19 protein-coding genes are annotated in these 23,518 nt (G+C 61.7%); 13 read left to right on the forward strand and 6 right to left on the reverse strand.

All coding sequences use genetic code 11. The features are described 5' to 3' along the window. Positions 1 to 380: 380 nt before the first annotated feature. Together ACI48D_RS11855 and ACI48D_RS11860 are read right to left on the reverse strand one after the other, a co-directional pair. Complete coding sequence (locus tag ACI48D_RS11855; RefSeq protein WP_435571422.1) at positions 381 to 686, reverse strand: hypothetical protein; 306 nt, start codon at positions 684 to 686, stop codon at positions 381 to 383. A 108-nt stretch (positions 687 to 794) separates the two neighbouring features. Further along, positions 795 to 1,724, reverse strand: coding sequence for a LysR family transcriptional regulator (locus tag ACI48D_RS11860; protein ID WP_435571423.1), 930 nt, complete (start codon positions 1,722 to 1,724; stop codon positions 795 to 797). Positions 1,725 to 1,833: 109 nt separating this feature from the next. Here ACI48D_RS11860 and ACI48D_RS11865 point away from each other — a divergent pair, with 109 nt between their 5' ends. The 13 genes from ACI48D_RS11865 (at position 1,834) to ACI48D_RS11925 (ending at position 15,417) form a co-directional block, all read left to right on the forward strand. Beyond that, complete coding sequence (locus ACI48D_RS11865; protein WP_435571424.1) at positions 1,834 to 2,820, forward strand: 2Fe-2S iron-sulfur cluster-binding protein; 987 nt, start codon at positions 1,834 to 1,836, stop codon at positions 2,818 to 2,820. Between the two features lie 21 nt (positions 2,821 to 2,841). Next, the gene (gene gtdA, locus ACI48D_RS11870; RefSeq protein ID WP_435571593.1) at positions 2,842 to 3,897 is read left to right on the forward strand and encodes a gentisate 1,2-dioxygenase; all 1,056 of its coding nucleotides are present in this window, start codon (positions 2,842 to 2,844) and stop codon (positions 3,895 to 3,897) included. Between the two features lie 16 nt (positions 3,898 to 3,913). After that, positions 3,914 to 4,612 carry a fumarylacetoacetate hydrolase family protein gene (locus ACI48D_RS11875; protein ID WP_435571425.1) on the forward strand — a complete coding sequence of 233 codons (699 nt, stop codon included), beginning with the start codon at positions 3,914 to 3,916 and terminating at the stop codon, positions 4,610 to 4,612. Between the two features lie 43 nt (positions 4,613 to 4,655). Further along, positions 4,656 to 5,921, forward strand: coding sequence for an aromatic ring-hydroxylating dioxygenase subunit alpha (locus tag ACI48D_RS11880; protein WP_435571426.1), 1,266 nt, complete (start codon positions 4,656 to 4,658; stop codon positions 5,919 to 5,921). A gap of 3 nt (positions 5,922 to 5,924) precedes the next feature. Continuing rightward, positions 5,925 to 6,407: an aromatic-ring-hydroxylating dioxygenase subunit beta gene (locus ACI48D_RS11885; protein WP_435571427.1), complete on the forward strand. Its 483-nt coding sequence runs from the start codon at positions 5,925 to 5,927 to the stop codon at positions 6,405 to 6,407. A 28-nt stretch (positions 6,408 to 6,435) separates the two neighbouring features. Further along, positions 6,436 to 6,750 (forward strand): non-heme iron oxygenase ferredoxin subunit, encoded by a 315-nt coding sequence (locus ACI48D_RS11890; RefSeq protein WP_435571428.1) that lies wholly within the window; start codon positions 6,436 to 6,438, stop codon positions 6,748 to 6,750. Between the two features lie 80 nt (positions 6,751 to 6,830). Continuing rightward, complete coding sequence (locus ACI48D_RS11895) at positions 6,831 to 8,222, forward strand: MFS transporter (RefSeq protein WP_435571429.1); 1,392 nt, start codon at positions 6,831 to 6,833, stop codon at positions 8,220 to 8,222. A 23-nt stretch (positions 8,223 to 8,245) separates the two neighbouring features. Beyond that, positions 8,246 to 8,884 (forward strand): maleylacetoacetate isomerase, encoded by a 639-nt coding sequence (gene maiA, locus ACI48D_RS11900; RefSeq protein ID WP_435571430.1) that lies wholly within the window; start codon positions 8,246 to 8,248, stop codon positions 8,882 to 8,884. A gap of 77 nt (positions 8,885 to 8,961) precedes the next feature. Beyond that, positions 8,962 to 10,071, forward strand: coding sequence for a porin (locus ACI48D_RS11905; protein ID WP_435571431.1), 1,110 nt, complete (start codon positions 8,962 to 8,964; stop codon positions 10,069 to 10,071). Positions 10,072 to 10,110: 39 nt separating this feature from the next. Next, on the forward strand, positions 10,111 to 11,121 hold the full coding sequence (locus ACI48D_RS11910) for an AraC family transcriptional regulator (protein ID WP_435571432.1): 1,011 nt from the start codon (positions 10,111 to 10,113) through the stop codon (positions 11,119 to 11,121). Between the two features lie 136 nt (positions 11,122 to 11,257). Beyond that, a complete protein-coding gene (locus tag ACI48D_RS11915) occupies positions 11,258 to 12,976 on the forward strand; it encodes a GMC family oxidoreductase (protein WP_435571433.1) in 1,719 nt (572 codons plus the stop codon). 31 nt (positions 12,977 to 13,007) lie between these two features. Continuing rightward, positions 13,008 to 14,459, forward strand: coding sequence for an aldehyde dehydrogenase (locus ACI48D_RS11920; protein WP_435571434.1), 1,452 nt, complete (start codon positions 13,008 to 13,010; stop codon positions 14,457 to 14,459). Positions 14,460 to 14,499: 40 nt separating this feature from the next. After that, a complete protein-coding gene (locus ACI48D_RS11925; protein ID WP_435571435.1) occupies positions 14,500 to 15,417 on the forward strand; it encodes a SphA family protein in 918 nt (305 codons plus the stop codon). A 253-nt stretch (positions 15,418 to 15,670) separates the two neighbouring features. Here ACI48D_RS11925 and ACI48D_RS11930 read toward each other — a convergent pair whose 3' ends face one another. The 4 genes from ACI48D_RS11930 to ACI48D_RS11945 all read right to left on the reverse strand — a co-directional run bounded on the left by ACI48D_RS11930 (position 15,671) and on the right by ACI48D_RS11945 (position 23,433). After that, positions 15,671 to 17,797 carry a putative bifunctional diguanylate cyclase/phosphodiesterase gene (locus ACI48D_RS11930; protein WP_435571436.1) on the reverse strand — a complete coding sequence of 709 codons (2,127 nt, stop codon included), beginning with the start codon at positions 17,795 to 17,797 and terminating at the stop codon, positions 15,671 to 15,673. A gap of 357 nt (positions 17,798 to 18,154) precedes the next feature. After that, positions 18,155 to 19,621, reverse strand: coding sequence for an MFS transporter (locus ACI48D_RS11935; protein WP_435571437.1), 1,467 nt, complete (start codon positions 19,619 to 19,621; stop codon positions 18,155 to 18,157). 1 nt (position 19,622) lies between these two features. After that, entirely contained in the window at positions 19,623 to 21,221 is a 1,599-nt protein-coding gene (locus ACI48D_RS11940; protein WP_435571438.1) for a tannase/feruloyl esterase family alpha/beta hydrolase, read from the reverse strand. Between the two features lies 1 nt (position 21,222). Further along, positions 21,223 to 23,433, reverse strand: coding sequence for a TonB-dependent receptor (locus tag ACI48D_RS11945; RefSeq protein ID WP_435571439.1), 2,211 nt, complete (start codon positions 23,431 to 23,433; stop codon positions 21,223 to 21,225). Positions 23,434 to 23,518 lie beyond the last annotated feature (85 nt).

The raw sequence follows: 23,518 nt of genomic DNA on the forward strand, positions 1-23,518 counted from the left end.
CGCTTTGGATTGGTTGTGGCGCTTCCCGTCACACCATTACGGAGGTGCGGCAAAAGTCAGGCGCAGCAGATTAAATGATGGTCGACCGAATCGCGTGGGATGCGCAGGATGCTATCCGGTCAACCGCTTCACTGATGCGACCAGGCACTCGCCCCAAATCGTCGACTACCAATTAGTTGGGGCAATTGCGACTTCCTGATCCGCGTGGTAGCCAGCAGCGCGGGATGACGATCGCCAGTTCCAGATCGACTACCTCACCAGAACCGAGGGAGTGTAGAGGGTGAAGACCAATTTCTCGATGCAGAAGATAAAGCTCACGCCCGAGCTGCCGATGTGACGGGAGAGCAGGGTCCACGACCGGAGCGGCCCATGCTTGTTTACTAGTTTGCCAGCAGGCCGGCCAGCGAAAGGATGAACAGCCCCGGCGGAATCGCCACGACCAGAAATGCACGCAGAATGTCCGCTAGGACGAACACGCAGCCGCCCGCCAGCAGCGCCCCACCCGAGGTCAAGGGGCTGGGAGCCGTACCATTTTGGATCGAGACGGAGCCCAGCACGACCAGCAGACAAGTCGCGACGGCGACCAGCACCCGGAAGGCGATACGGGTGCGGGTGTAATCAGGCTGTTGCGCCGGCGGCAGTTGGGAAATCTTCATGGTGCTGTCGTAGTCTAGGATCGGATTCATGCGTGCATGGGGCACCATGAGCCGCAGCAGTGTGGCCGCCTGGATCTACCGACATCAAGCCTCTCGCCAGGAACACATTGTCGAGCAATCTGGAACAATCCGCCGACATCAAGCCTCATCTGGATTGCCCCCCTGGTCGATCGACAGCTCGCCGAGCACACCCCTGAGCCACTGGTTCCCCGGCTCCTTGTGAAACTTCGCATGCCAGAACAAGTTGACGTCGAACTCGGGAAACGGCACTGGATGTGGTAGATAACGCAACTTGAATGGCGCCATACCTTCGCGCACGTAGCGCTCGGGCACAGTGGCAATCAGATCCGTGTTCGACAGGATGTGGCCCAGCGCGACGAAGTGCGGAACACGTAGTTTGACGTTACGCTTGATGCCGCGCTTCTCGATGATTTCGTCGACGATCGCGTGGCCGGTGCCCCCCGCCACCACGACGATGTGCTGGGCCTCCTCGAAATCCTGCAGCGACAGGACATCCTTGTCCAGCGTATGCCCCTCCCTGAAGATGCATACATAGCGCTGCCGGAACAGGTGGCGCTGGAAAAAGCCCGCCTTCAGCTGCGGCAGCAGGCCGATCGCTATGTCCACGCGACCGGCCTCCAGTTCATCGCTCAGGTTGACCGCAGCGTTTCGGACAGTACTGATTGTCACGCCGGGTGCGATATCGGCCAGCCGGCGCATCAGGCGGGGAAGGAAGTGAATCTCGCCGAGGTCAGTCATGGCAATCGTGAACCTGCGCATGCTTGCCACAGGATCGAATTCCAACTGGCGTTCGAGCGTGTCGCGGATCGTCGTTAGCGCGAAATCGATCGGCTCCGCCAGCTGGACTGCATACGGCGTCGGCTCCATGCCACGCGAGGTGCGCAGGAAAAGTTCGTCTCCCATCATTTTGCGCAGCCGGCTGAGCGCATTGCTGACCGCCGGCTGGGTCAGGCCTAGGTTCTCCGCCACCACCGAAACTCGTCTCTCCTTGTACAACTGCTGAAAGACAACAAGAAGGTTGAGGTCGATATCACGCAGGTTGAGCATCTTATATTCACCAAATCTATAGTGTGGATTCACGGGATTTTGTATTTTTATTTTACTAGACTTCCTATAATCAAATCCAAGAACGAGATATAAGTTTTTTGGAGACAGCATGAAACTGCGCATCCAGCCGCTCGACCGGGTGATCGACGTCACCCCGGGCGCCAACCTTCTGGCAGCCCTGCGCGAGCACGAAATACCGATCTCTTACAGCTGCACCGCCGGACGTTGCGGCACCTGCCGCTGCAAGGTGATCGAAGGGAACGTGGCCGACACGGTCAATCCCGGCCACATCATTGATGCCGAGGGTGGCCAGACCGTCCTCGCCTGCACCAGTGTCGTGACCGGTGACTGCACCATCGAGATCCCTGAGCCGGACGAAGTCATCAACCACCCGGCCAAGATCCTGAAAGGCACCGTCACCGCGCTTGACCGAGTGACCCATGACATCGTGCGCCTGCGGCTACGCGCCGCCAAGCCGCTCGAATACTCGCCGGGCCAGTACGCGACGCTGCAGTTCACACCGCAGCATGTGCGCCCATACTCGATGGCCGGCCTTTCCGGCGACGACGAACTGGAATTCCACATCCGCATCGTCAAGGACGGCCTTGTAAGCGGCTACGTCGATCGGTACCTGAAGCTCGGCGACTCGGTCCGCGTCAGCGGCCCGCTCGGCACTTCATACCTGCGCGTCAAACATGAAGGCCCGATGCTTTGCGTGGCCGGCGGCACCGGCCTGGCGCCAGTCCTGTCGATCGTGCGCGGCGCCCTCGAATCCGGGATGCGCAATGACATCCATGTGTACTTCGGTGTGCGCAGCCCCCGCGACATCTATTGCACCGACGTGCTGACCCGCCTGGCGGTGTGCTACCCGAACCTGAAGGTGCACGTCGTGGTCACCGAAGGCAACGATAACCCCTTACTGCGAAGCGGCATCGTCACCGAGGCGGTGGCCCAGGACTGGAGTTCGCTGGAAGGATGGCGCGCCTATCTGTGCGGCGCACCACCGATGGTGGACGCGGCAACGCTGGTGGCGCGCGACCGCGGCATCGAGACAGAACACATCTACGCCGACGCGTTCTACGCGAAAGCAGCCTGACCCGAGGAGAAACGTATGGACATGCAAGGAAGCGGCACCCTGTCTGCTGATGGCGTGAAGGAAAAGCGCGCCGAGTTCTACCGCCGGATCGGTGGCCATAACCTGACCCCGTTGTGGGAGGTACTTGGTGCATTGGTCCCGAAATCGCCGAAAACCCCGGTGGCGCCGGCGCTGTGGCGTTACGCCGAGGTGCGCGAGCAGGTGATGGAAGCGGGCCGCCTGATCACCGCTGAAGAGGCAGAGCGCCGCGTGCTGATCCTGGAAAACCCTGCTCTGCGTGGGAATTCGTCGATCACGCAATCGTTGTACGCAGGGCTGCAGTTGATCATGCCGGGCGAGGTGGCGCCCGCACACCGCCACAGCCAGTCGGCGCTGCGCCTGGTGCTGGACGGCGAGGGCGCCTACACGGCGGTCGACGGTGAACGCACCACGATGCGGCGCGGCGACTTCATCATCACCCCGTCCTGGACTTGGCACGACCACGGCAACCTGGGCAACGAACCGGTGGTCTGGCTCGATGGCCTCGACATTCCGACCCTGCGCTTCTTTGACGCCGGCTTCGCCGAACATGGCAGCGAGGCATCGCAGCAGACCTCGCGCCCGGAAGGTGATTCGCTGGCGCGCTACGGCCACAACATGCTGCCGATGGACCTGAAGCAGGAGACCTCGGACCCGACCAAGGTCTTCGTCTACCCCTTCGCCCAGACCAAGGAAGCACTGGAAGGCATCGCCCGCACCGCGCCGGACGCCCACTTCGGCCACAAGCTGCGCTACGTGAACCCGGCCACCGGGGCATCGCCGATGCCGACTATCGGTGCCTTCGCCCAGTTGCTGCCGGCCGGCTTCGCCACCGCACCGTATCGCAGCACCGATGCAACCGTGTACGTCTGCCTGGAGGGCGAGGGCAGCGCCCAGATCGGTGACGAAACCTACACCTTCGGTCCGAACGATGTCTTCGTGGTCCCGTCCTGGCACCCGCTGCGCCTGCAGGCCAGGGAGAAGACCATCCTGTTCAGCTTCTCGGACCGTCCGATGCAACAGGCAATCGGCCTGTGGCGCGAAGAAAAAATGCAGTAATCACCTGGAGAACATCATGAAATACGCAGTATCGCCGGCCCCCGTCTACAGCCTGCCGATCGCCGGCAGCGAAGAACAGTTTCCCGTCAACCGCATATTCTGCGTCGGCCGCAACTACGCGGCGCACGCGCGCGAGATGGGCAAGGACCCGGACCGCGAGCCGCCATTCTTCTTCATGAAGCCCGCGAATGCGACTGTCGTCGCCGGCAACGATGAAGTGACGATCCCGTACCCGCCGAAGACCGCCAACTTCCACCACGAGATCGAGCTGGTGGTCGCGATCGCCAAGGGTGGCGCGAATATCCAGGTCGAACAGGCACTGGAACACGTCTACGGCTACGCAGTTGGCCTGGACATGACGCGCCGCGACGTGCAGCTGGAAGCACGCGACAAGGGCCGCCCGTGGGAATTCGGCAAGTCGTTCGCTCAGTCGGCGCCGATTGGCCCGATTCACAAGGCCAGCGAGGTCGGTCATGTGCGCGAAGGCGAGATCGCGGTCACGGTGAATGGCGAATCGCGCCAGCGCTCGGACATCTCCAAGTTGATCTGGTCGGTGGCGGAATCGATCGCCTACCTGTCCGAGTACGAAACCCTGGAGCCGGGCGACATCATCATGACCGGCACCCCGGAGGGCGTGAACGCGGTAAAGCAGGGCGAGCTGATGGTCGGTTCGATCGCCGGCCTGGGCGAGATCCGCGTCCGTGTCGCTGACTGAAGAAGTATTCGCAAGTCACAAGCTTCAATAACAGGAGACAGACATGGGAGACACCCCTGTCGTATTTCCCATCCGTCCGGTGTGGGAATCGAAAGAGAGCAGCAGCCGGATCCCGTTCTCGGTCTACACCGACGAGCAAATCTACAAGCGCGAACTGGAACGGCTCTTCTATCGCGGGCACTGGTGCTACGTCGGCCTGGAAGCCGAGATCCCGAATGCGGGCGACTTCAAGCGCACCGTGATCGGCGAACGCTCGGTGATTATGATCCGCGGCGAGGATGGCGCCGTCAACGTGGTGGAGAACGTGTGCGCGCACCGCGGCATGCAGTTCTGCCGCGAGCGCCACGGCAACAAGAAAGAGCTCGTCTGCCCCTACCACCAGTGGAACTACCGGCTGAACGGCGACCTGCAAGGTGTGCCTTTCCGCCGCGGCGTCAAGCAGGAAGGCAAAATTCAGGGCGGCATGCCCAAGGAATTCAAGCCGGAGGAACACGGCCTGACCAAGCTGAAGGTCGCGACGCGCGGTGGCGTGGTGTTCGCCTCCTTCGACCACGAGGTTGAATCGCTCGAGGACTACCTCGGCCCGGAGATCACGCGCTACTTCGACCGCCTCTTCAACGGCCGCCAGCTGAAGATCCTCGGCTACAACCGCCAGCGCATCCCGGGCAACTGGAAGCTGATGCAGGAGAACATCAAGGACCCATACCATCCGGGCCTGCTGCACACCTGGTTCGTCACCTATGGCCTGTGGCGCGCGGATAACAAATCGCAGCTGGTGATGGACGAGCAGCACCGCCATGCGGCGATGATCTCGACCCGCGGCACCGGCGGCACCAAGTCCGAAGTCACGGCCGGCGTCACCAGCTTCAAGGAGAGCATGCAGATCGAGGACAAGCGCCTGCTCGACATCGTGCCCGAAGACTGGTGGGGCGGCCCGACGGCGGTGATGATGACGATCTTCCCGAGCGTGATCTTCCAGCAGCAGGTGAACAGCGTCTCGACGCGCCACATCCAGCCGGACGGCACGGGCTCGTTCGACTTCGTCTGGACTCACTTCGGCTTCGAGGACGACACCGAGGAGATGACCCAGCGCCGCCTGATCCAGGCCAACCTGTTCGGACCGGCCGGCTTCGTGTCGGCGGACGACGGCGAAGTGATCGAGCTGTCGCAGCAAGGCTTCGAGCAGAAGCCCTTCCATCGCGCGGTGGCGGAACTTGGCGGCTACGGCGCCGAGAACACCGACCACATGGTCACGGAAACGCTGATCCGCGGGATGTACGAGTACTGGCGCAAGGTAATGGAGGACTGATCGATGAGCGCACAAGATGATGTTCAGACCTATCTGGCCCTGGCCCAGCTCTACGCGGACTACGCGGCCGCCGTGGATGCGGCGGACTGGGACCGCTGGGTGGAGTTCTTCGTCGACGACTGCGAGTACAAGGTGCAGCCGCGCGAGAACTTCGAGCGCGGCTTCCCGCTGTCCACGCTAGCGCTGCTGAGCAAGGGCATGCTGCGGGACCGGGTCTACGGGATCCGCGAAACCCTGTTCCACGACCCGTACTACCAGCGCCACACGGTCGGCCTGCCGCGCATCCTGCGCCGCGAGGGCGACCTGGTCGAGGCCGAGGCCAACTATGCGGTGTTCCGCACCAAGCTGAGCCAGGAAACCACGGTGTTCAATGTCGGCCGTTACATCGACCGCGTGCGCGTCACGCCGGCAGGACTGAAGTTCGAGTCCCGGGTGTGCGTGTACGACACCGAAATGATTCCGAACTCGCTGATTTATCCAATTTGAACTGAGCCAATATAAATAGGTGACCGACATGGCAAATAACTGGACCGACGTCAGCGCCTTCGACGACGTGCCTGAGGAAGACGTCCTGGGCGTCGAAACCGCAGGTAAGGACGTCGCGCTGTACAACGTCGAAGGACAGGTCTACGCGACCGACAACATCTGCACCCACGGACATGCCCGCCTGTGCGACGGTTTCCTGGAGGGTTTCGAAATTGAATGCCCGCTTCATCAAGGCAAATTCGACATCCGCGATGGCCGCCCGACCTGCCAACCCGTCACTGAGGCGGTGCGCAGCTATCCGGTGAAGATCGAGAACGGCCGGGTCTTCGTCGACCTCGGCTAAGGAGCTGGCCCTCCGCCAACTCCTGCATATGGACCGCGGCGCAAGACCGTGGCCGTCCACAACAATCAATAGGAGACATCATGTCAAGTACCGCGAAAGTCGACGTACAGCAGCTGATCGATTCGGGGCGCTTCACGCGCTACCAATTCCTGATCGCATTCCTCTGTTTCATCATCATCGCCATCGACGGATTCGACACGGCGATCATCGGCTTTATCGCCCCTTCGCTGCGAGGCGAGTGGCACCTGAGCCCGCAGCAGCTCGCGCCGCTGCTGTCCGCCGGCCTCGTCGGTCTGGCCTTCGGCTCTTTCCTCGCCGGCCCGCTCGGCGACCGCATCGGCAGGAAGACGATCCTGGTCGTCTCGGTGCTGTTCTTCGGCATCTGGAGCCTGGCATCGGCCTACACCGACTCGCTGCTCACGCTGACCATCTTCCGCTTCCTGACCGGGCTCGGGCTGGGCGGGGCGATGCCGAACGCGATAACGCTGACTTCCGAATATGCGCCCCAGCGCAGCAAGTCGACCGTGGTCACCATCATGTTCTGCGGCTTTACCCTGGGCTCGGGCCTGGGCGGCGTGCTGGCGGCGCACATGATTCCGGAGTACGGCTGGCGCAGCGTACTCCTGTTCGGCGGTTATGTGCCGATGGCCTGCGCTGTGGTGTTCTACTTCCTGCTGCCCGAGTCGGTGCGCTTCCTGGTGCTGCGCAGGCCCGGCAGCAAACAGATCGAGGCGACCCTGCGCCGCGTCGCGCCCCACGCACAACTCGCCGGTGCCAGCTTCTTCATCCCCGAACCGCCTGCGGCCGTGCGCCGTTCTCCAGTCGCCCAGCTGTTCGCATCGCCGCTCGCCTTCGGGACCCTGGCGCTGTGGGCTGCTTTCTTCATGAGCCTCCTGATCGTCTACCTGCTGACGAACTGGCTGCCGACCCTGTTCAAGGACGCCGGCTTCCCGATCGCCAAGGCGGCGCTAGTCTCGGCGATGTACCAGGTCGGCGGTACGGTCGGCGCGATCGTCATCGGCCGCCTGATGGACCGGTTCAATCCCTACCGCGTGCTCGGCCTTTCCTATCTTTGCGCCATCGCTTTCATCGCCCTGATCGGATTCCAGTACACCGACCTGACTCTTTTGATTGTTGGCGTGACCGGGGTCGGCTTCTGCATCAGCGGTTCCCAGATCGGCGCAAATGCCCTGGCAGCGGCGTTCTACCCGACCAGCAATCGGGTCACCGGCGTCAGTTGGGCGCTGGGCATCGGCCGCTGCGGCGCGATCCTCGGTTCGCTGATGGGCGGGGCGTTACTCGGTGCTGGCCTGGGCTTCTCGGCCATCATCCTGCTGCTCGCCATCCCGGCGCTGCTGGCATCCATCTCGATCTTCGCGATGTTCGTCCGTTATCCACGCGCCGGTTCCGGTAACGCGTCGGCGGCGGGCGATGCCGGATCCGCCCCGGCGTCCACGCCGGCATCGACCTGATCTTTTGAACTTTTAGAGATACCATGAAACTCTACAGCTTCTTCAACAGTTCCACTTCCTTCCGCGTCCGCATCGCGCTGGCGCTGAAGGGCCTTCCCTACGACTATGTTGGCGTCAACCTGCGGGGCGGCGAACAGGGGAAGGAAACCTACCGCGAGCTGAGCCCGGCCGGCATCGTGCCGGTGCTGGTCGATGGCGACGTGACCCTGACGCAGTCGCTGGCGATCATCGATTACCTCGACCACTGTCATCCTGAGCCACGCCTGGTTCCCGAGGACCTTGTGCTGCGTGCCCGCGTGCTGGAGATCGCCCAGACCATCGCCTGCGAGATTCACCCGATCAATAACATCCGGGTGCTGAAGTACCTGACCGGAAAGCTGGGCGTGAACGAGGAGAACAAGTCGGCCTGGTACAAACACTGGGTCGATGAGGGCCTGGGGGCGGTCGAGCGCCTGCTGGAGAAGCTGCCAGCGGGGGCCTTCTGCGTTGGCGATACGCCGACGCTGGCCGATTGCTGCCTGATACCCCAGGTGGCCAACGCCATGCGCATGGGATGTGACCTGTCGCGCTTCCCACGTGTGCTGGCGGTTCACGAGCATTGCATGAAGCAGCCGGCCTTTGTGCAGGCGGCGCCGCAGAACCAGCCGGACTACGTGGACTGAACGGGGCAAAGGATCCGAAAGCACCCGCCCGTCACGCCATCGTGGCGGGCACAACATATAACAATCAGGAGACACACATGAACAACGTTGCAGCCAAACGGCGCAGCGCGATGACGGCTGCCGCCCTGGCGGCTGGCCTCTGCGCAGGCGCGGCATCCGCCCAAACCAATGTCACCGTGTATGGCATCATCGATACGGCTTTCGCCCATACGAATAACGTCGACGCAGCCGGCCATTCGATGACGAAAATGCCGACGCTGACCGGCAGCGTCCCGTCGCGGCTAGGCTTCCGCGGGTCTGAAGACCTGGGGAACGGCCTGTCCGCGATCTTCGCGCTCGAGGATGGGATCAATGTGGACGTCGGTACGTCCAGCCAGGGTGGACGCCTGTTCGGACGCCAGGCTTGGGTTGGCCTCAAGGGCGACTGGGGCACGCTGCAACTGGGACGCGTGCCAAACATGACGTTCTATTCCATGATCAAGAGCGACGTGCTCGGGCCGAATCTTTTCTCGATCAGCAGCATCGACCTCTACATCCCGAATGCCCGCAGCGACAATGCCATCGCCTACATGGGCACCTTCAAGGGCTTGACGGTGGGCGCCACTTACAGCGTTGGACGCGATGCTTCGGCAGCAGGCGGACCTGCCGCGACCAACTGTCCGGGCGAAGTCGCCAGCGATTCGAGGGCCTGCCGGCAATACACCGGCCTGGTCGGCTACGATGCCGATACCTATGGCGTGACCGCGTCATACGACAAGCTGTACGGGAACACAGGCGCTGCGTTCGGCCTCACCAGCAGTGCCAACTACGACCGGCGCACGACCCTCAACGGCTACGTCATGCTGGGCCGGACCAAACTGGGTGCCGGCGTCATGGACCGAAAGACGTTTGCGGCGACCGGCGTTACGGAGTCTGACCTGTATTACCTCGGTGTTAGCCATCCGGTCGCCCCGCAACTGACGCTCGATGCCCAAGTAGCAAGAAAAAACGTGAAAGGCTCGCCAAACGACACTAATATGCTGGTAGCCCGGCTGACCTATTCGCTCTCCAAGCGCAGCGCAATCTATGCTGCCGTCGGGCGCATGGATAACCGTGGGCAGGCGGCGATTGCCCTTGACGCTGGTGGCACGGTAGCGCCGGGCAGGGCGCAGAACGGGGTGATGACCGGGATCAGGCACGCTTTCTAATCCTGTTCCTGATCGGCGGTTCCTGAAGGAGGCGACATCATGATGGGCGATAGTGAAGCAGATCTGCTCTTATCCGACCGGTTCGTCAGAGTGTCGACACCCGACCTTCGCGAGGCCAGTGCGGCCATCGAGCGCTTGCAGGGGCCGTTCAAGGCCAGACCGAAAGCTGGCCATGGTGCCGGCGTGTCGCTGATCCGGGTGCGTGCTGCTACATGCGGTAAAGTCGCCCTGTCCACCTTCAGCTTCGGATCGAATGTCGATATCGAACCAAAAGGACTGGAGGGCGCCATCCTTGTCACCACGGCTGTCAGGGGCAGGGCGGGGACGGCGGTCGGCGGGCAGATCTTCGCGGCTGCAGCCGGCAGCACCTTCATCTCCCAGGAAGAGGACCGCCCGGTCTTCCTCTACGACCCCGACACCGAAGTGCTCAAGCTGCGTTTCGAGCGCAGGCGCATGGAAGAAGCGTGCATGAAGATGTACGACTGCCTGCCCAGCGCGCCCTTGCACTTCGATAGCATCATCGCGCTGCCGCAAGCGGCGCAGCGGTGGCAGGCCTTGTTGCGTTTCGTTGTTTCCTCGGTCAATGCTGCCGACGAGATGGAACCCAATCCGCTCGCGACGGCCGGTACGGAAGAGCTGCTGATGCTGACTCTGTTGAGCATCCAGCCACACAACTACCACGCCAGCCGTGGTGCGAAGGTACGCACCGTTTCGCCGCGGCAGTTCCGGATCGCCATCGATTACATCCACGAACACCTCGATGCCGATATCACGCTCACGGACATCGCTGCCGCAGCGGGCTGCAGCATCCGGTCCCTCGCGCGAACGTTCCAGCACGCCGGCGACGCCAGTCCCATGCAATACCTGCAGCGGCAGCGCCTCCAGCGCATACGGGCGGAACTCGTGCGTGCGCAATCCGCGAACAAGAATATCGCCGAGATCGCCTACCAGTGGGGCTGTCGCCACTTGGGCGAATTCAATCGCAAGTACCGCGAATGTTTCGGCGAGACGCCCTCCGAAACGCGGCAACGCTACGTTGCGGGCCGCTGAACGAAATTGGCCAGTATCCGTCAGCGCTGGCCATATTCCGTAAGACTTAATGTTGTCGCCCTCCTAAGCTGTTCAGTAAGTGCCGTAGCGTCGTCAGCCGACGTCCTGGGCACTCTTACAAGAACAGGAGGAGACAGTGTTAAAGGAACAGCTGCTGGCATCGCTGGAAGCATCCCTCATGCAGGGGCGCATCAACCGGCGCAATTTTCTACGATTCATGGGCGCGGCAGGGATGTTCGGCGTCGGGGTCTCGGCCCTGGCGGACACCCTGGACGGCATCCGCGCCAACCAGAGCGAACGTGGCAAGACCCTGCTGGATGCCTATGACTATATCGTCTGCGGCACCGGCAGCGCGGGCTGCGCGCTGGTACACCGCCTGGCTGCCGACCCCGACGCGAAGATCCTGGTAATCGAGGCTGGTGACTGGGACACCTCGCCGGCGGTCGCAGATCCGCGGGTCTGGTTCACGAACCTCGGCACCGAGCGTGACTGGAACGACATCGCCTTGCCGTCAGCGCACGTCAACAACCGTGCGATTCCGGAGCACATGGGACGCGTCGTCGGCGGTGGTAGCAGCATTAACGCCACTATCTGGGCGCGCCCGTTCCGAAAGAACCTCGATTACTGGGTCGAGGTCACCGGCGACCAGGCCTGGGGCTACGATCACGCGCTGTCGATCTACCGCCGCGTAGAGAACTGGCAAGGCAAGCCCGATGCCCGCTACCGGGGACAGGGCGGTCCGGTATGGGTCCAACCGGCGCATGAGCCGTCGCCGCTGGCGCCGGGAATGCTCGAGGCCTGCGCGTCGCTCGGCTTGCCGGTCCTGGATGACCTGAACGGTGCACGGGAGGAGCGCGACTCCGGATTCGCCCTGATGAACCAGATCATCCGAGAAGGCCAGCGTTACAACCTGGCGAAGGCCTATCTCTATCCGGTGCTGGGACAGAAGAATGTCACGCTGCTCGTGAATACCCATGTCGACCGGCTGACGATTTCCGGCAATACGGCCGAGGGTGTCGAGTTCATCCGTGACGGCAAGCCGGTACGCATCCGGGCCAACCGCGAAGTCATCGTCGCGACCGGTGGTATCAATACGCCCAAGCTGCTGATGCTGAGCGGGATCGGTGACCAGCAGGAGCTCAAGAAGCACGGCATCAAGACCGTCTTCCATTCCCCTGAGGTTGGGCGGAACTTCCAGGATCACATCCTGCACGGCGGTTGCCTGTGGGAGTCGGTCGACTCGCCCGGACTGCGCAACAGTGGCGCCGAGGCCTCGGGCTTTACGCACAGCACGCGCGATAAATCCGGACCGCCGGATCTCAACCTGGTCCAGATCGAACTCCCGTACGCGAGCGAAGTGATCTCCAAGACGTACAGCCCGCCGGCCAATAGCTGGGCCCTGTGCGCGGGGCTGGTCCAGCCAAAAAGCCGTGGCCATATCGCACTGCGGTCGGCCAAGCCGTCAGATCGTCCAATCGTCAATGCGAATTTCCTCAGCCATCCCGACGACGTCAAGGCGCTCGCGGTCGGCATCGAGATGTGCCGCGACATCGGCAATGCCGCACCGCTGCGCAAGCTGTCGAAACGCGAAGTAGCGCCGGCCAGGAAGCTCAGCGGGAAAGACATGACGGACTTCATCCGCAATGGCGCCACCACCTATTTCCACGAGAGCGGTACCTGCCGCATGGGCAAGGACACGCGTGCCGTCGTCGACGCGAAACTGCGCGTCAACGGCGTACGCAAGCTGCGTATCGCGGACAGCTCGATCATGCCACGCATCCCGTCCGTCGCCACGATGGCGACCTGCGTGCTGATCGGCGAACGCATCGCTGAAATCCTGAAGGCCGACGCCTGAAGACATACCAAACTGCGTAACGGAGACTGACATGGAAACCAAACTGATCATTGACAACCAGCACGTATCGGCGAGCGGCGGCGCAACTTATGCTCGCGTCCACCCGGTCAACGGCCGGGTCGTGACGACCGCGGCCGCAGGCAAGGTCGAGGACGCCGTCAAGGCGGCCGACTCCGCCGCGATAGCCTACAAGAGCTGGTCGCAGACCAGCCCCACCGAGCGCCGTCGCATCCTGCTGAAGGCAGCCGACGCGCTGGAGGCGAAGACGCCCGAGTTCATCCAGGCGATGGCGAGCGAGGTGGGAGCCTCGGAGCTGTGGAGCGGCTTCAACGTCATGCTGGCGGCGAACCTGTTCCGCGAAGCCGCTGGCCTGGCGACCCAGATCCAGGGCGAGACCATCCCGACCGACAAGCCGGGCGCGCTGTCGATGACGATCCGCCAGCCGGCTGGTGTGGTACTGAGTATCGTGCCCTGGAATGGTCCGGTGGTGCTTGCGGCACGCGCGATCGCCTATCCGCTGGTATGCGGGAATACCGTGGTGTTCCGTGCCTCCGAAACCAGTCCGCGCACGCACCTCCTGGTAGCCGAAGCCTTGCTCGAGGCCGGCCTGCCGCCGGGCGCGCTGAACGTACTGACCAACGCGCCAGAAGATGCGCCCGAGGTGATCGACGCGCTGATTGCCCACCCGGCGGTCCGCCGCATCAACTTCACCGGTTCGACCCGCGTCGGCCGCATCATTGCCCAGAAGGCTGCGACGCAGCTCAAGCGCTGCCTGCTGGAGCTTGGCGGAAAAGCGCCACTCGTCGTGCTGGACGACGCCAATATCGACGCCGCGGCCAAGGCGGCCGCCTTCGGCTCCTTCCTGTACCAAGGTCAGATCTGCATGTCCACCGAGCGCCTGGTGGTAGACGAGAAGGTGGCCGACGAATTCGTCGTGAAGTACGCCGCCCGCGCGAAGGATCTGCCGATGGGCGACCCAGCCGCAGGTCCTGGCTGTGTGATCGGACCGATGGCGCATGCGGAAAACGGTGCACGCCTGAATGCGCTGATCGAGGATGCCGTCGCGAAAGGCGCGGTACTGGTGTGCGGCGGTTCGGCACAGGGAGCGGTGATGCCTGCGACGATCCTCGACAAGGTCACGCCCGAAATGAAAATCTATGACGAAGAGACCTTCGGGCCGATTACTACCGTCGTGCGTGTGACGGATACCGAGGAGGCGGTCCGTGTCGCCAACGATACTGCATATGGACTGTCGGCTGCCGTGTTCGGGCATGACGTACATCGTGCGCTCAATGTCGCACTCAGAATCGACGCCGGATGCTGCCATGTGAATGGCGCCACCGTGCAGAACGAAGCGCAGGCGCCATATGGAGGTACCAAGCACAGCGGGTACGGACGCTTCGACGGCCGCGCCGTGATCGACGAGTTCACTGAGCTTAAGTGGATCACGATTGAGCCGGAGCACCAGGCTTACCCGTTCTAAATGGGTACTTCAATAAATCAAGAATAATTAGGAGACAACAATGAAAGTTGGTTCCTTGCGCGCCGCCGTCAGCATCGGCGCCGTGATGACGGCTGCGTCGATGTTCTGCAATGCGGCGTTAGCAACCGAGGGCGGGGGTAGCGTGTATGCCAATGGCGTCGAAAGCTTCCTGTCAGGCGCTATGCCGCCTCCGGGATTCTATCCAATTGTCTATGGCACCAGATACCGTGCTACGGCATTGCGCGACAGCGAGGGTAATGACATCGCGGCCGCGGTGGGCGGCTTCCGGGCTGAGGTCACTGGGGTTGTGCCGCGCTTCGTCTGGGTGACAAAGCACCAGGTACTTGGTGGTCAGCTTGCTTTCCATGCGATCGTGCCGCTGCTGGACGTCGATGTGCGGGTTGGATCTAACAAGATGAGTAAGCGAGGCGTCGGCGACCTGAATTTCGCCACCGCGCTTGGCTACCACGCTTCCGACAAGCTGCACTACGTGTTTGCATTCGAAGTCAATGCCCCCACCGGCAAATACAGCCGCAGCGATGTCGCCAACGTCGGCCGCAATTACTGGATGGTCGAGCCGTTGCTTGCAATCTCATACATTCAGCCTCGCGGCCTTAATGCCGATCTCAAGCTAATGCTTGACTATAACTTCCGCAACACTGATACGGATTATAGGTCGGGGCGGGAATTGCATGCGGACTACGCCGTCGGATGGGGCTTGGGTAACGGCTGGGTGCTTGGTGCTGGGGGCTACCTGTACCGTCAAGTCAGCGACGATCACGTCGGCGGCACGGATGTCGCTGGAGGGAACCGCGGCCGCGCCTTCGCGCTAGGTCCGGTCGTGAAATACCAGAGCAAGAATGGATGGTTTCTGACGGCGAAATACGAGAATCAGTACGATGTGCGTAATCGTGCGGACGGTGGTGCGTTCTGGGTCAAGACGATCGTCCCGTTCTAACTAATATTTTCCCCTGACCGCGGTAGTGATCGTTGGAATGGCGGCATTGTCGCGATGCCGCCCTCTTTTATCTGGCGGTGGGCTTTCGACACTTTTCCTGCAAAAGTCGTTACCAAATCCTCGTCATCTACTTGGCTTCGCATTTTGGGCAAGACGAAAGCCATCGTCAACGACGATCGCCAAGCGGAATAGCGGTTGAACGTGACGCCTACCAGGAGACTGCCAGCGGCCAACACCAGTCCGATGGCGTCGATTAGTTACTAGCGGCGCCTGCAACTCCATAGCGGTATTCGAATTCTTCGATGGGCATTGGCGCGCCCAGCAGGTAGCCTTGTATCGTATGACAACCGCCTTCGATGAGGAAGATGCGTTGCGGCTCATGTTCCACGCCCTCGGCCACAATATCGAGCTTAAGATTTCGCGCCAGTGCGATAATGGCTTTGACGATTGAGGCGGCGCTCGGGTCGGTATGCACATCCCTCACAAATGATCGATCAATTTTCAAAGCCGCTAGCGGGAAGTTCCTTAGGTAGGCAAGTGATGAGTAACCGGTGCCAAAGTCATCTAGGGAAAAGCGGATGCCTTGGTCGCATAACTGGCGCATGTGTTGGCTTATCTCAGCCATGTTTTCAGCGAATACATTTTCGGTCAGTTCGAGCCACAACCGGTCGGCAGGCGCATGGGTTGCCTCCAGAATGTCCGCGACCGTGGCTGGGAACTCTGGGCTGCGCAATTGTTGGACGCTGACATTGACCGCAAGCTTGAGCTTGCGTAGCGTCCGATCCTTAGCCCACCGGGCAAGCGCCATGCAGCTCTTTTCAAGGATGTGCTGCCCAAGAGGAACAATTAGGCCGGAAGATTCAGCAAGATCGATGAATTCGGCAGGACTCAGGAGCGCCCCGTCGCGACGATGCCATCGTACCAGGACCTCGGCGCCAACCAGCTTCGCCCGGCTCTTAAATTGCGGCTGACAAAACAATACGAACTCGTGCATTGAGAGACCATCCCGCAGTGCGCCCTCGAGAGCTGCTTGGCGGTCTGCCGTCGCCTGCATCCTCGGGTCAAAAAACCGGGCGGCATTACGCCCGTCCGCTTTTGCTTGGTACATCGCGAGGTCGGCCTGCTTCAGAAGAGCTTCGATATCAGCTGTAATCCCGTCGAACAAGGTAACCCCAATGCTGGTGGTGCTAAAGAACTGCCGCCCGTCGAGAAAACAAGGCTGCCCCAGCACATCTAGGATTTTGCCGACCACATTATTTACCTCGGCGACGGCATCGGATGCTACGAGGCCCAGGTCTTCTAAGACGACGACAAATTCATCGCCGCCCAAACGCGACAACTGGTCGCTGTGACGCAAAGTATGGCGCAATCGTTGCGCGACCTGACGCAGTAGGGCGTCGCCAACGTCGTGGCCCATCGTATCGTTGAGCAGCTTGAAATTGTCCAGGTCCAGGAACAGCAGTGCGCCAATTTGGCCGGACCGCGCGGAACGCGCTAGAATGCGGTGCAACTCTTCGCTCAGAAAGCGACGATTGGGCAAGCCGGTCAGATGATCGAAATATGCCGCTTCGTAAATCCGCTGCTCGGCCTGCTTTCGTTCGGTCAGGTCAGTATTCGTCCCAGATAATCGCAGGGCTTTACCGTTCGGATCGCGCGACACGAAACCGCGCGACAGTACGGGTACAGAATGCCCATCCTTGTGACGCATCCGGAATTCGATAGCATAGGACTCTTGGCTCTCAACCAACAGTTTTTTGACAAAAGCGTGCAGCATCTTCTTGTCGTCGGGATGCGCCAACCTGCACCAGAGGTCGGTGGTACTAGGCAAACTTCCAGGCTCGTAGCCGAGCATTGCCCACCACCGTTCAGAGTAGTAGATTTCTCCGGTTATCAGGTTCCAGTCCCATGACGCATCATTTGACCCCTGCAGTACCAGGCGCAATCGCTCTGCCAGCTTCTGGGAATTCTGCTCAGCGCGTTTCAGTGCGCTGCAGTCAGTGAAGCACACCACGATCTGTTCTAGCCGGCCATCTGCTCCGAATTCGGGGTAAGCGTTACAGATGAGCCAGCGCTCGGGCCCGCGCTGGGTAGCGGGTCGACCAACGACCAGGTCTCTGACCTTCTCACCAGTGCGCATCACGATATGAATCGGATAGTCGGCAGTAAGCATCAACGAGTTATCTGATCGGAGCAGACCCCATCGTGACGCGCTAGGAATAACATCGATCAGTTCTGCTTCGCTCCAACCGAGCAGCTCTTCCGCTAACGGATTAGCCGATCGAATTCTCCCATCAGGTCCATGTACAACCACGCCAGCCGGGAGATGCTGCAGCAAATCGTTGTAGTGACGCTGCATGTCGCATGAATTGTTGGGCTCCACAGCGTCTCCTTTGCGGCGTAGATGACAAACGTTCCTATGATAACCAGATAAGTCTGCGTCAAGCACATGGCTATAACTAATATTGTTAGAACAGCAACTTCAAATCTTGCAGAAAACAAGCAGGTACGCAGTCTTGTGGTATTTGGCGAAGTCACAACTCGCCTGCCTTGATAAAGCTACGCAAATGCTTCAGTTTGTTTTCTGACGGTGAAGTACGAGAACCAGTACGATCTGCGCAATCGTGCGGAAGGCGGTGCGTTCTGGGCGAAGACGATCATCACGCGCTAATCAAGGTATCTGCCCCTGATCGCGGCAGTAATCAGGGGAAGGGCGGCATCTTAGCGATGTCGCACTCTCTCAGCTAGCGGTGGGCTTTTCGGTACTATTTCCAGCAATAGTCGTTACCAACTCATCGTCGTCTACTTTGCTTCGCGTTTTGGGCACCGCGATCGCAAATAGCAAGGCAAGGAAAGAGAGTGCCGCCACAAAGCCAATCACGAGCTCGAAAGCAGCGGGAGACGGATAGGTGGGCTTGCCCGCAGGCGCTATGACAAGCGAGGATGCGAGTAGCAGCGACACCAGCTGCGCACCGATCGCCAGGCCCAGCGCGCGCATCAGATAGGCACACCCGGTCGCTTGACCGGTTTCCGCCGCGGGCGTCGTCTCCATGATGACCGCTGGCGTCGCGACAAACATAATGGTCGCTCCCGCGGATGATCCGATCACGCAGCCAATGACAAAGGCGAGGCTGTCGTGGCAGAAGTACAAGGTCGTCCACGATATCGTCAGTAAGAGTGCGCCACAGATCCCCGACCACCGGCCGCTCCGAAGTTCCGCAATTTTACCGCCGACCGGAGCTGCAATCACGCCGGCGACGTTACCGGGAAGCTTGGCGATTCCCGCAAATGCCCCGCTGAGGCCCAGCCCGATACCAGTCCAAACTGGTTGTTGCATCAAGGCCAAGGTGATGAACGCCATCTGCAGGCCACCGCAGCCGAGCAGGAAGAATGAGAGCACTGTGAACATGAAGCGGCGGTCACGGAAACGCCGCAGGTTGATGAGAGGATCGGTGTGACGAAGCTCGTACCAGATCCAGAAAGCCATCATCGCCAAGCCCCCGCAGATGAACGCCATCGTCAATGCTGATCGCCAGCCAGAATAGCGGCTGAGCGTTACACCCACCAGAAGACCGCCAACGGCCAACACGAGTCCGATAGCGCCGATACAATCGATCTGCGTACCGGCCCTGCGGATGTCGCCGTCTTTCGGAAGGATAAATCGGTTTCCGATAACCGTCATAGCCGGCAGGATACTGCTCACGTAGAAGATCCAGTTCCAGTGACCGATGTCCGCAAAATAGCCGCCGATGATGAAGCCAAAGCCGCCGCTGACCGAATAGGCGCCCACCACCAGGCCGGTTCCGAATGCGGCGCGGCTCTGAGACGCGTTGGCGCGGATGATGGCGAAGCTGAGCGGCAGGATGGCGCCGGAGGCACCCTGCAGGCAACGCCCGACGATGATCCAGATGAGGGAGCTGGAAAAGGCGCTCAGCAATGAACCTAGCACGCTGGCAAGCAGGACGATTTCGAGAACCCGGCGGCGCCCGAACATGTCGCCCAGCCGCCCACCGATCGCGGCGGTGACCGCCTGGATCAGGACGAAGCCCGCGATCAGCCACCCGACCATGGCGGGATCACCGTAGAGGCGGGTCACGGCCGGCAATGCGCCATAAATCATGCTGGCCTCGAGCGAACCGACAAAGTCGGTGGCCATCAGTGCGAACACGATTGGGTAAAAGCGTGCGTTGGTCTCGGTATTGTTCAATTCACTTGCTCCTAGTAGGGGCGGCACACACCCAGTTTTCCGCCTCGTTCCTGTTCCCGCGTCCTGTATGACGTGCCACCGCCGGATGGGCGCACAAGGGCCGTTGCAAGGCGATGCCCTTGGCGGGATCGTGATCGCGATAGCGGGTCGCGACGATCTGTTCCGGCGCCTGGCCCTGCTCGACCCAACGGGCGAGCGCCGCAGCCACATCGTGCCCGGCGTCGCGCACCGGGGCGGTCTGGCCGTATGCACCGCCGATCGCGCTGGCGCCGATGCCGCCGCTGCAATGGTCCATGCCCGGCGCCATGAACAGGCGGTAGAAGGACCGTACCTTGTCGACGCCCCCCATTCGTTCGGCAACCTGATCGTAGTAGCGCAAGGTGCCATCGGGCGGGACAGCGTCGTCGCTCCAGCCCTGGTAGCCAATGATCTTTCCGCCTGCGGCCTTGAAAGCATGGAGGTCGGTATCGGGAGCGTCCCAATCCATGCCGAGCTTGGTCCGCGCCAGCCGGTAGACCTCGGCCGGAACGAGGGTCTCGAGTTTCCATTCCTGGTTGTCGAACAAAAGGTCGCGCGCCCGGTTCGTGAAGCCCTTGTAGCTGATCGTGCCGACGCCGGGCTTCTCCGCGGCGCCCATGATCGCGCGGCTCCAGTTCAGCTCCGAGCCACGCGCATAGCCGGGGTAGATCGATGCGCCACTAGCGTCGACGGGGCCGGCGTAGATCTTCCTGACGCTCGCCACTTGCTGCGGGCTAAGGCAGGCGTCGGCATCGGCGCCCTTGCATAGCAGTCGACCGGGGTCGAAGGTGCAGGCGCCCGGGTCGTCGAGGATGCCGTCATTGCCGCCGCACGCGGCGATTACCGAGTCGTGCAGCATCGCGAGCTTGGCGGGCGAGACGCAGGCGCCCGGCGGCTGGACGGCCTGTATGGTCCACAGGTACATGGCCAGCCGTGCCGAGAGGTTCCAGCCCATCGCGCCGGCGATCAGGCCGTCATAGTCCGTCGGGAAGCGCTGCGCTTCCATGATCGCGGAGCCGCCACCCTTGGAGCAGCCGATGAAGTAGGAGTATTTCGGACCGCCTCCGTAATAGGCGGCAATGACGGCCTTGGCGGCCAGCGCCGTCTCGTGCACGGCCCTCCAGCCCCAGTCTGCAAATTTCTCCGGGTGGCCAGCGGCCCATTCCGAAGGTTCGGAGCCTGTGTGGCCATTGTCCGTCGTCGAGGTGGCGTACCCTGCACGCAACGCCCTTTCCATTGGCTCGTAGAACATCGAGCCCGCGTAGCCGCCTGGTGCGTTGCCCTGGTAGTTGCCGTTCCAGGCGTCGGCGGGCGGCATCCAGACTTCGAAATAAATTGTCGAATCCGCGGTGGGGCGAATCAGGCCCCGCACGCGGCAGAACGGGCTTGTCACCGTGACGCCCTGTGGCGCCATGCTGGCGGTGACAAAGGGCGGCTTGATGTTATTGGTTTCGACCACTAAGGCCCCACCGAACCGCTTTCCGCTCAGGCTCTGGCAATCGGCGGCCGTTGCCGGCATCGACATCGTGATGCCGGCGGCGGCAATGCAGGCCAGGCAGGCACCTGTACGCTTCGCGCTCATGCTAGAGATTCATGCCGACTTCGACGCCAAAGCGCAGGGGGGAGCCGGGAATATAGGCGAAACCGCGGAAACCCGTCTTTGCATTGGTGAGGTTGGTACCCCACAGCCGCACGTTCCATTTGTCGTCGGGCGACATCCACACGGCCGAGGCGTTGAGCACGTGCCGCGGATCGACGAAGGTGGAAGCGTTCGGATCGATGTAGTACCGCGTCGAATATCCATCGCCGACATTGATCTCCGCCTTGCCGCCGAAGGCATTCAGCTTGTACTGGACGCCAAGCGTCGCGGCCAGTTTGGCCGCGAAGATCATGCGGTAGTCGGTAAGATCGCACACCAGGTTGACGGTGCCGCCCTTGACGGTGCTCGGCGTGCCCTTGCAATTTGCAGGGATCACCGTTAGCGGCGACGGCAGGACTGCCGAGGCGTTCGGGAAGCTCGTGTATTTTGCGGTCGGAAGCCATTCGAAGCCTCCTTTGATCGACCAGTGATCAGACAGGGCAGCGTCGAAATCGAGATCCACGCCGGCCGTCTTCGCCTTCGCGGCATTGAACAGGATCACGCTGCCCGCCTGGTTCGAGCGCAGCTGGATGTTGCTCGACTTCTGCTGGAAAAAAGCCGTGTTCAGGCGCAGGAAGTCGAACAGCATGCTTTTGAAGCCGGCTTCAACACCGTCGACGATCTCCGGCTTCACCGGCGGATTCGTGACCGAGGTAATGTTGTACTGTCCGGCCTTGAAACCGCGGTTGGCCGCCGCGTAGAGCAAGATCTTCCTGGTCAGGTCATGGTCGATCGCGGCGCGCCAGGTCATCTGGTTATAGGTGGTGCTCGGCGCCAGTCCCGCAGAGGTTTGTCCGGTGACCGTATTCACGCCGCTGAAGGTCAGCTTGTCCGTTGTGTAGCGCAGGCCGCCGGTCACCCGTGTCGTGGGCGCGAGCGCGTAGGTCACCTGTGCGAATTCGGCCATCGCGTCGCTCGTCACGCGTCCGATGGTATTGGAGATCAGGGCTTCGTCCGCGTAGACGGCGAAGGTGGAATCCGTACGCTCGTATTCATAGGACAGGCCGGCGATCCATTTGAAAGGCCCGCTGCCGGTGGACGAGATCTGCAGGTCGTCGCCGTTGCCCATGATCTTGGTCGGGGCCGTGATGTGCTGGTCGGGCTGGTTGTTCGGGTTCGGCCGTCCAGCGTGGCCGCTGCCCTGCAGGTCCTTGAACAGCGTCTCGGACGACAGGCCGTGCAGCAGGTTCGAGACCTCGGCCCAGCCCAGGTCGTAGGTAACTTTCAGGGACAGCAGCTTGGTGTCGACCTTGCTGTGCGGGTCGTAGCGTAGCCGCACCTTGTCTTCGCCAAGGTAAGTGGTGACGCCGTCGTTGGCGGTATAGCCGGGCAGGGGGCCGTTCACGACGCCGCGCATGTCGCGCGACGAGAGCACGGCCGCGTTCAGCAGCACGGTGGTGTCCTCGTTGGGCGTCCAGCGCACTTTCGACTGGGCCGAGTAGCTGCGCTCTTTCAGGAGATCGGTGCCGGTGTAGACGTTGGTGATCTCGCCTTCCGACTGGCGCCTGCCCTTGAAGGAGATGTTCGCCGCGACCGTGTCGCTGAGGGATCCCGTGGCGTAGACCGCACCGTTGACGGTGCCGAAATTGCCGTAGCCGAGTTGGACGTTGCCGCCGGATTTGGAGCTGGGGTCCTTGGTTGCTACCTGGATGATGCCGCCGGAGGCGTTGCGTCCGAACAGGGAGCCTTGCGGACCCTTGAGCAGGGCGATCTGTGACACCGCGGGAAGGTCGAACAGCCCGAGGCGCGCGATGCCGATGTAGATGCCGTCGAGGTAGGTCGAAATCGGGTTGACGATGCCCGGAGCGCCAGAATTCTGGCCCGTGCCGCGCAGGTAGACGAGACCCGAACCCGCGCTGTTGCCGACTTTTAGGCCGGGCAAGAGGGCGGGGAGGTCTTCCATGCCGGTGATGTGCTGTGCCTCCAGATTCTTTTCGGTGATCACGCTGATGGCGATCGGCACCTTCTGGGCATTCTCGGAGCGCTTCTGTGCGGTGACGACGACTTCCTCGATTTTTCCGGGCGCCGCGGTAGGCGCCGCCGTGTCGCCGGCCTGTGCCTGGTCGGTAAGCGGGGCGCCGGGTTCGGCGGCGAATGCGGCGGCGGGCGCGCCGAGCGCAAGCAGACTGACGCAGATTTTCGTGACTTTACTCATGGGGTTTTCGTCTCCTGTATTGCCGCCTTATCATTTCGGGCAGGGAGCCCGTCATGGCAGCATGGTGGGAGAACGATAGCGCCGG

The organism is Massilia sp. LXY-6 (genome assembly GCF_051233485.1).
GTDB lineage: Bacteria > Pseudomonadota > Gammaproteobacteria > Burkholderiales > Burkholderiaceae_D > Telluria.